The organism is Pseudomonas sp. LB-090624 (genome assembly GCF_003205205.1).
Taxonomy (GTDB): domain Bacteria; phylum Pseudomonadota; class Gammaproteobacteria; order Pseudomonadales; family Pseudomonadaceae; genus Aquipseudomonas.
In genome coordinates this window covers 1-8,021 of record NZ_QJRL01000065.1, presented here as the reverse complement: position 1 = coordinate 8,021, position 8,021 = coordinate 1, and the positions used below count along the sequence as shown (strand labels likewise).

At 64.2% G+C, this 8,021-nt stretch carries 7 protein-coding genes; 5 read left to right on the top strand and 2 right to left on the bottom strand.

Features of this window, described 5'->3' with window-relative positions; all coding sequences use genetic code 11:
* Positions 1-154: 154 nt before the first annotated feature.
* Positions 155-841 (bottom strand): tellurite resistance TerB family protein, encoded by a 687-nt coding sequence (locus DMX11_RS25635; protein WP_110748587.1) that lies wholly within the window; start codon positions 839-841, stop codon positions 155-157.
* Positions 842-997: 156 nt separating this feature from the next.
* Between DMX11_RS25635 and ydcS the strand changes: the two genes are divergently transcribed.
* The 5 genes from ydcS to DMX11_RS25610 all read left to right on the top strand — a co-directional run bounded on the left by ydcS (position 998) and on the right by DMX11_RS25610 (position 6,482).
* Positions 998-2,149 (top strand): putative ABC transporter substrate-binding protein YdcS, encoded by a 1,152-nt coding sequence (ydcS, locus tag DMX11_RS25630; RefSeq protein ID WP_110748583.1) that lies wholly within the window; start codon positions 998-1,000, stop codon positions 2,147-2,149.
* Positions 2,150-2,299: 150 nt separating this feature from the next.
* Entirely contained in the window at positions 2,300-3,331 is a 1,032-nt protein-coding gene (locus tag DMX11_RS25625; RefSeq protein ID WP_110748579.1) for an ABC transporter ATP-binding protein, read from the top strand.
* Position 3,332: 1 nt separating this feature from the next.
* Positions 3,333-4,244, top strand: coding sequence for an ABC transporter permease (locus DMX11_RS25620; RefSeq protein ID WP_110748576.1), 912 nt, complete (start codon positions 3,333-3,335; stop codon positions 4,242-4,244).
* The gene (locus DMX11_RS25615) at positions 4,234-5,040 is read left to right on the top strand and encodes an ABC transporter permease (RefSeq protein WP_110748573.1); all 807 of its coding nucleotides are present in this window, start codon (positions 4,234-4,236) and stop codon (positions 5,038-5,040) included. Before DMX11_RS25620 ends, DMX11_RS25615 begins: the two co-directional genes overlap by 11 nt.
* Positions 5,041-5,057: 17 nt before the next feature.
* Positions 5,058-6,482 (top strand): gamma-aminobutyraldehyde dehydrogenase, encoded by a 1,425-nt coding sequence (locus tag DMX11_RS25610; RefSeq protein WP_110748569.1) that lies wholly within the window; start codon positions 5,058-5,060, stop codon positions 6,480-6,482.
* A gap of 312 nt (positions 6,483-6,794) precedes the next feature.
* Here the strand turns inward: DMX11_RS25610 and DMX11_RS25605 are convergent, their stop codons facing one another.
* Positions 6,795-7,901: an NADH:flavin oxidoreductase/NADH oxidase gene (locus tag DMX11_RS25605; protein ID WP_110748566.1), complete on the bottom strand. Its 1,107-nt coding sequence runs from the start codon at positions 7,899-7,901 to the stop codon at positions 6,795-6,797.
* Positions 7,902-8,021 lie beyond the last annotated feature (120 nt).

The window sequence follows — 8,021 nt, the reverse complement described above, 5'->3', positions numbered from 1 at the left end:
AGGAGCGATCGGTCTCCCCGGAAGTGCTTCTTGAACCTGACGAGAATAACCTCTCTGGCCAGGTCAGACACAACATACAAGGAGCGAGCGCAGCTCGCGATGCGCCGCGCGGGCGGCGCTCGATCTCACCGGCGCTGATTATTTCCAGACAGGCCTATGACTGAGCCACCGCCTGGCGTACCTGGCTTTCCAGCTCCTGACGCAAACCCGGGTCCAGCCGCAACTGACGGGCCAGTTCGTCCAGGTAAGCCCGCTCCATGAAGTTTTCCTGGTCGACCATCATCACGCTGGCCAGGTACATCTCGGCAGCCATCTCCGGCGTTTGCGCCGCACGCGCCACCTCCGCTGGGTCCAGCGGCTTGTTCAGCTCGGTATGCAGCCAGTGCTGCAGTTCGCGGTCGCTGTCCAGTCGGGTGAACTCGCCCTCGATCAGCGCCCGCTCGCGCTCATCGATGTGGCCATCGGACTTGGCCGCTGCCACCAGCGCCCGCAACACCGCCTGGCTGTGCTGCTCGACCTGAGCCGGCGGCAGGCGGTCGACGGTCTGCGGTTCGCCGGCCGTAACCTGCTGACGCGCCTGCCAGTTGCCGTAAGCCTTGTAAGCCAAGACGCCGAGCGCAGCCAGGCCGCCATAGGTAAGGGCCTTGCCGCCATATTTACGCGCCTTCTTGCTGCCCAGCAGCAAACCCAGCGCGCCACCACCCAAAAGGCCACCGCCGGCCCCGGAAAGCAGGCCGCCAAGCCCGCTCGCGCCCGCCGCAGGCTTGCCGGAAGCCGATTGTTTGTTCAGCAACTCCTGGCCAGATTTCAGCAGTTGATCCAGTAGGCCACGGGTGTTCATGTGCAGCTCTCCAGGTGAAGGAAGTCAGCCGCCAGAGTAAAGCCTGCCTGCCCATGGGCCATGCACGGATTTGCTTCTGGATGTTGCATTGGCTGGCAAAAAGCCAACTAGACTCGACCACTGCCGCGACCAAAATCTCCAAGAAGAGGGAACACCATGTCAGTGCACAAGACCGCATTGCTCGGCGCCGCCACCTGCGCCGTACTGGCCAGCGCCAGCCTGCAGGCCGCCGAACCGCCCAAGGCCCTGGGCGCCGGCGAAGGGCGCCTGGACATCGTCGCCTGGCCCGGCTACATCGAGCGCGGTGAAAGCGACAAGGCCTACGACTGGGTGACGGGCTTCGAAAAGGAAACCGGCTGCAAGGTCAGCGTGAAAACCGCTGCCACCTCGGACGAGATGGTCAGCCTGATGACCAAGGGCGGCTACGACCTGGTTACCGCCTCGGGCGATGCGTCGCTGCGACTGATCGCCGGCAAGCGGGTACAGCCGATCAACACCGCACTGATCCCCAACTGGAAGAACATCGACCCGCGCCTGCAGAACGGCGACTGGTACGTGGTCGACAAGCAAGTCTATGGCACCCCGTACCAGTGGGGGCCGAATGTACTGATGTACAACACCAACATTTTCAAACAGGCGCCGACCAGTTGGGGCGTGGTGTTCGTGCCGCAGGACCTGCCCGATGGCAAGCCGAACAAGGGCCGCGTACAGGCCTACGACGGGCCGATCTACATTGCCGACGCCGCGCTCTACCTGAAGTCGGCCAAACCCGAACTGGGCATCAAGGACCCGTACGAACTGAACGAAGAACAGTACAAGGCCGTGCTGGAACTGCTGCGCCAGCAGCAGCCGCTGATTCACCGGTACTGGCATGACGCTACGGTGCAGATGAGCGACGTGAAAAACGAAGGCGTGGTCGCCTCCAGTTCCTGGGGCTACATGGTCAATGGCCTGAAGGCTGAGAACCAGCCAGTGGCCTCGACCATCCCCAAAGAGGGTGCAACCGGCTGGGCCGACACCACCATGCTGCACGCCGAGGCCAAGCACCCCAACTGCGCCTACAAGTGGATGGACTGGTCGCTGCAGCCCAAGGTGCAGGGCGACGTGGCTGCCTGGTTCGGCTCGTCGCCGGCAGTCCCGGCGGCGTGTACCGGCAGCGAACTGCTGGGCGCCGAGGGTTGCAAGACCAATGGTTTCGATAACTTCGACAAGATTGCCTTCTGGAAAACCCCGCAGGCCCAAGGGGGCAAGTTCGTGCCGTATAGCCGCTGGACCCAGGATTACATCGCCATCATGGGTGGGCGCTGAGGTTGCCTGAATGCCTGTACCGGCCTTTTCGCGGGCAAGCCCGCTCCCACAGGAGCTTAACCGCCTGCAAGGGTGGCGCTTCTCCTGTAGGGGCGGGCTTCCCCGCGAAGCGGCCCGCACAGGAGAACCCTTGTTGTCCGGAGCCCACGCATGCCCCTAGCCGTCCAGTTCACCCAGGTTTCCCGCACCTTCGGCGAGGTCAAGGCCGTCGACCAGGTCAGCATCGACATTATCGATGGCGAGTTCTTCTCCATGCTGGGCCCTTCCGGCTCGGGCAAGACCACCTGCCTGCGCCTGATCGCCGGCTTCGAACAACCCAGCAGCGGCTCGATCCGCATCCATGGCGTGGAAGCCGCTGGCGTGCCGCCCTATCAGCGCGACGTCAATACCGTGTTCCAGGACTATGCGCTGTTCCCGCACATGAACGTGCTCGACAACATCGCCTATGGCCTGAAGGTAAAAGGCGTTGCCAAGGCCGAACGCCACAGCCGTGCCGAAGAGGCCCTGGCAATGGTAGCCCTGGCCGGCTACGGCGCGCGCAAGCCGGCGCAGCTGTCTGGCGGCCAGCGCCAGCGCGTGGCCCTGGCCCGGGCGCTGGTCAACCGGCCACGGGTGCTGCTGCTGGACGAACCGCTCGGCGCGCTGGACTTGAAGCTGCGCGAGCAGATGCAGGGCGAACTGAAAAAACTCCAGCGCCAACTGGGTATCACCTTCGTCTTCGTCACCCATGACCAGACCGAGGCGCTGTCGATGTCCGACCGCGTGGCAGTGTTCAATCGCGGCCGCATCGAGCAGGTCGACACCCCGCGCAACCTGTACATGAAGCCCGCCACCCCATTCGTCGCCGAGTTCGTCGGCACCTCTAACGTGGTGCGTGGCGAGCTGGCCCTGGCCCTCAACGGCAGCCCGGCGCCCTTCTCCATCCGGCCCGAACATATCCGCCTGGGCGACCCTGTGGTAACCAGCCATGAAGTGCAGGTCAGCGGGCTGCTGCGCGATGTCCAGTACCAGGGCAGTGCTACCCGCTACGAATTGCAGCTGGACAGCGGCCAGTTGCTGGCGGTAAGCCAGGCCAACGACCGCTGGCAGGCGCAGGCCCAGGGCTGGCAGCCGGGGCAACGGGTGCAGGCGCACTGGCCACGCGAAGCAATGACGCTGCTGCAGGAAACCGAGGGCCGCTGATATGAGCACTTTGCGCGGCCTGTCCAACCTGCTGTACCGGCGCCCCAACCTGTATTTGGCACTGCTGTTGATCCCCCCGCTGACCTGGTTCGGCGCGATCTACCTCGGCTCGCTGCTGAACCTGTTGTGGCAGGGGTTCTATACCTTCGACGACTTCACCATGGCGGTGACCCCGGACCTCACCCTGGGCAACTTCGCCGCGCTGTTCAACCCGTCGAACTTCGACATCATCCTGCGCACCCTGGGCATGGCTGTAGCTGTATCGCTGGCCAGTGCGGTACTGGCTTTCCCCATCGCCTACTACATGGCGCGCTTCACCAGCGGCAGGACCAAGGCGTTTTTCTACATCGCAGTGATGATGCCGATGTGGGCCAGCTACATCGTCAAGACCTATGCCTGGACCCTGTTGCTGGCCAAGGGTGGGGTGGCCCAGTGGTTCGTCCAGCAACTGCATCTGGATGCCCTGCTGCAAGCCGTGCTGACGGTGCCGGGCGTGGGCGGTAGCACGCTGTCGACCTCGCACCTGGGGCGGTTCATGGTGTTCGTGTACATCTGGCTGCCGTTCATGATCCTGCCGATCCAGGCGTCGCTGGAGCGCTTGCCGCCATCGCTGCTGCAAGCCTCGGCAGACCTCGGTGCACGGCCCGGGCAAACCTTCTTGCAGGTAATTCTGCCACTGTCGATCCCCGGCATAGCCGCCGGCTCCATCTTCACCTTCTCGCTCATCCTGGGCGACTTCATCGTGCCGCAGCTGGTCGGCCCGCCCGGCTACTTCATCGGCAGCATGGTCTATGCCCAGCAAGGGGCGATCGGCAACATGCCGATGGCTGCCGCGTTCACCCTGGTGCCGATCGTGCTGATTGCCGTGTACCTGTCCATCGTCAAGCGCCTGGGGGCTTTCGATGCACTCTGAAAAAGCCTCCACGGGGCTTCGCCTGGCAGCCTGGGGCGGGCTGCTGTTTCTGCACTTCCCGATCCTGATCATCTTCCTGTATGCCTTCAACACCGAAGACGCGGCGTTCAGCTTCCCGCCCAAGGGCTTTACCCTGAAGTGGATTGCCGTGGCTTTCGCCCGCCCCGATGTGTTGGAGGCGATCAAGCTGTCGCTGCAGGTAGCCTGCCTGGCCACGCTGATCGCACTGGTGCTCGGCACACTGGCCTCGGCAGCGCTGTACCGGCGCAGCTTTTTCGGCAAGGAGGGCATTTCGTTGATGCTGATCCTGCCCATCGCCCTGCCCGGCATCATCACCGGCATCGCCCTGCTCTCGGCGTTCAAAGCCTTGGGTATCGAGCCCGGGGTATTCACCATCGTGGTCGGCCACGCCACTTTCTGCGTGGTGATCGTCTACAACAACGTCATCGCCCGCCTGCGGCGTACCTCGCAGAGCCTGATCGAAGCCTCGATGGACCTAGGCGCCGATGGCTGGCAAACCTTCCGCTACATCGTCCTGCCCAACCTCGGCTCGGCACTGCTCGCCGGCGGCATGCTGGCGTTTGCCCTGTCGTTCGATGAAATCATCGTCACCACCTTTACCGCCGGCCACGAACGCACCCTGCCGATCTGGCTGCTCAACCAGCTCAGCCGCCCCCGCGACGTACCCGTGACCAACGTGGTGGCCATGTTGGTGATGCTGGTAACCATGCTGCCAATTCTTGGCGCCTATTACCTGACCCGTGGCGGCGAAAGCATTGCGGGCAGTGGCAAATGATCCTGGAGGAGTCCCCGATGCAAACGCAGATGCTGATCAATGGCCAACTGGTCGCTGGCCAAGGCCCTGCCTGGACCGTGCTCAACCCGGCACTGGGCACCGCCCTGGCACAGATCAACGAGGCCACCGAGGCGCAGGTGGACAGCGCCGTGCGCGCCGCCGACCAGGCCTTTGACAGCTGGTCGCAGACCAGCCCCAAGGAGCGCGCGCAGGCCTTGCTGGCTTTGGCCGACGCCATTGAAGGGCATGGCGATGAACTGGCCCGGCTGGAATCGCAGAACTGCGGCAAGCCGTTCAGCGCCGCGCTCAATGACGAGATCCCGGCGATTGCCGACGTATTCCGCTACTTTGCCGGTGCGGCGCGTTGCCTGGGCGGTTCGGCGGCAGGCGAATACCTGCCGGGCCACACCTCGATGATCCGTCGCGACCCGTTGGGGGTGGTGGCCTCCATCGCACCGTGGAACTACCCGTTGATGATGCTGGCCTGGAAGATCGCCCCGGCCCTGGCAGCCGGCAACACGGTGGTGATCAAACCCTCCGAACTGACCCCGCTGACGGCCCTGCGGCTGGGTGAACTGGCCCAGGACCTGCTGCCGCCAGGCGTGCTGAACATTCTTTTCGGCCGGGGCCAGACCGTCGGCAACCCGCTGGTCAGCCACCCCAAGGTGCGCATGGTGTCGCTGACCGGCTCGATCCCCACTGGCGTGCACATCATCAGCGCCACCGCCGACAGCGTGAAACGCATGCACATGGAGCTGGGCGGCAAGGCGCCTGTGCTGGTGTTCGACGACGCCGATATCGACGCCGCCATCGACGGCATCCGCACCTTCGGCTTCTACAACGCCGGCCAGGACTGCACCGCAGCCTGTCGCCTGTACGTACAGGACGGGATCTACGAGCGCTTTGTCGAGCGCCTGGGTGCAGCAGTGGCGAGCCTGAAACCTGGCCTGCAGGAGGCCGAGGACACCGAGCTGGGGCCATTGATCAGTGCCCAGCATCGCGACAAGGTCGCCGGGCTGGTGCAGCGGGCCATCGCCCAGCCACACATTCGCCTGGTGACGGGTGGCAAGGCGATTGCTGGCGAGGGTTTCTACTTCGAGCCGACCGTGCTGGCCGACGCCCTGCAGGACGACGAAATCGTGCGCAACGAAGTGTTCGGCCCGGTGGTGTCGGTCACCCGCTTCACAGACGAAGCGCAGGCGCTGGAATGGGCCAACGACTCCAACTACGGCCTGGCCTCATCGGTGTGGACCCGCGACACCGGCCGCGCCCACCGCCTGGCGGCGCGCTTGCAGTATGGCTGCACCTGGGTGAATACCCATTTCATGCTGGTCAGCGAAATGCCCCACGGCGGGCAGAAGCATTCCGGGTATGGGAAAGACATGTCGATGTATGGGCTGGAGGACTACACCTGTGTGCGGCATGTGATGATCAAGCATTGAGGAGGCACAGGGGTACGTCGGTAGATTTGTAACGCCAACGAGATCGAGCGCCGCCCGCGCGGCGCATCGCGAGCTATCGCTCGCTCCTACGTTTGTTTCGGGCCAGTCACGCCTGTGACAGGCGCGCGCGACCGCCTGGTTTGTACGACGCGATATCGCGCCATGCGCCAAGGCGTTCGCGCGCAAATCCCACAGGCATAATTGGCCCGAAACAAACGTAGGAGCGAGCGATAGCTCGCGATGCGCCGCGCGGGCGGCGCTCGATCTCAGCCCCATACAAAATTCTCGCCACCCACAAGGAACTCGACGCCCCTAGTCCCGCAAATCAGACTCGTGAATCGGGTTGGCCCTGCTCGTGGCGCGTTGGTACTGCGCAGGCCAGGTGGCCTTGTTGCCGCCCAGATCGTCATCGGCATGCAGCGGCCAGTACGGGTCGCGCAGCAGTTCGCGGGCCAGGAAGATGATATCGGCCTGCCCGGTGCGCAGGATGTGCTCGGCCTGGGCCGGTTCGGTGATCATGCCCACAGTGCCAGTGGCGATTTCCGATTCCTTGCGCACGCGCTCGGCGAAACGGGTCTGATAGCCGGGGCCGGTGGGGATTTCGGCGTTTACCGAGGTGCCGCCAGAGGACACATCGATCAGGTCCACACCCAAGCCCCGCAGGCGCCGGGCCAGTTCGACGGTTTCATCCGGGTTCCAACCATCTTCCACCCAGTCGGTTGCCGAAACCCGCACGAACAGTGGCAACTCCGCGGGCCAAACCTTGCGCACTGCCTCGACCACCTGCAAGGTCAGGCGGATGCGGTTTTCAAAGCAGCTACCGTACTCGTCACGCCGCTGGTTGCTCAGGGGTGATAGGAACTGGTGCAGCAGATAGCCGTGCGCGGCGTGGATCTCAACCACCTTGAAACCGGCCTTCAAGGCGCGCTCGGTAGAGGCGACGAAGGCGCCAATTACATCCTCAATCTCGTCCTGGCTCAACTCGCGCGGCGCGGTGTGTTGCGGGTCGAAGGCGATTTTCGAGGGCCCCACCGGCTGCCAGCCGCCCTCTTCCAGTTTGACGCTACCTGGTTTGCCCAGCCATGGGCGATAGGTGCTGGCCTTGCGCCCGGCGTGGGCCAGCTGGATGCCAGCCACGGCGCCCTGGGCGGTGATGAAGCGGGTGATGCGTTGTAACGGGGCGATCTGCGCGTCGTCCCACAGGCCAAGGTCTTCGGCGGTGATGCGGCCATCGGCGGTAACCGCCACGGCTTCGGTGATCACCAGGCCCGCGCCACCTACGGCGCGGCTGCCAAGATGAACAAGGTGCCAGTCGTTGGCCAGGCCATCGACGGCGGAATACTGACACATCGGCGACACGGCGATGCGGTTGGGCAGGGTCAACTGACGCAGGGTGTAAGGCTCGAGCAGCAGGCTCATGAGGGCACCTCCCAAGGACTCCAATGGTGATCCGGCCCGGACACTCAATTGCACGTCCCTGGCCCAGGTCCGGTCATAACTTCAGACTAGACCAGAATGGGTGGGGGGAAGGTTCCATGG

What these genes read in the sequence shown, in the direction of transcription:
- DMX11_RS25635 (WP_110748587.1), bottom strand. Translation starts at nt 841, where the DNA reads ATGAACACCCGTGGCCTACTGGATCAACTGCTGAAATCTGGCCAGGAG.
- ydcS (WP_110748583.1), top strand. Translation starts at nt 998, where the DNA reads ATGTCAGTGCACAAGACCGCATTGCTCGGCGCCGCCACCTGCGCCGTA.
- DMX11_RS25625 (WP_110748579.1), top strand. Translation starts at nt 2,300, where the DNA reads ATGCCCCTAGCCGTCCAGTTCACCCAGGTTTCCCGCACCTTCGGCGAG.
- DMX11_RS25620 (WP_110748576.1), top strand. Translation starts at nt 3,333, where the DNA reads ATGAGCACTTTGCGCGGCCTGTCCAACCTGCTGTACCGGCGCCCCAAC.
- DMX11_RS25615 (WP_110748573.1), top strand. Translation starts at nt 4,234, where the DNA reads ATGCACTCTGAAAAAGCCTCCACGGGGCTTCGCCTGGCAGCCTGGGGC.
- DMX11_RS25610 (WP_110748569.1), top strand. Translation starts at nt 5,058, where the DNA reads ATGCAAACGCAGATGCTGATCAATGGCCAACTGGTCGCTGGCCAAGGC.
- DMX11_RS25605 (WP_110748566.1), bottom strand. Translation starts at nt 7,901, where the DNA reads ATGAGCCTGCTGCTCGAGCCTTACACCCTGCGTCAGTTGACCCTGCCC.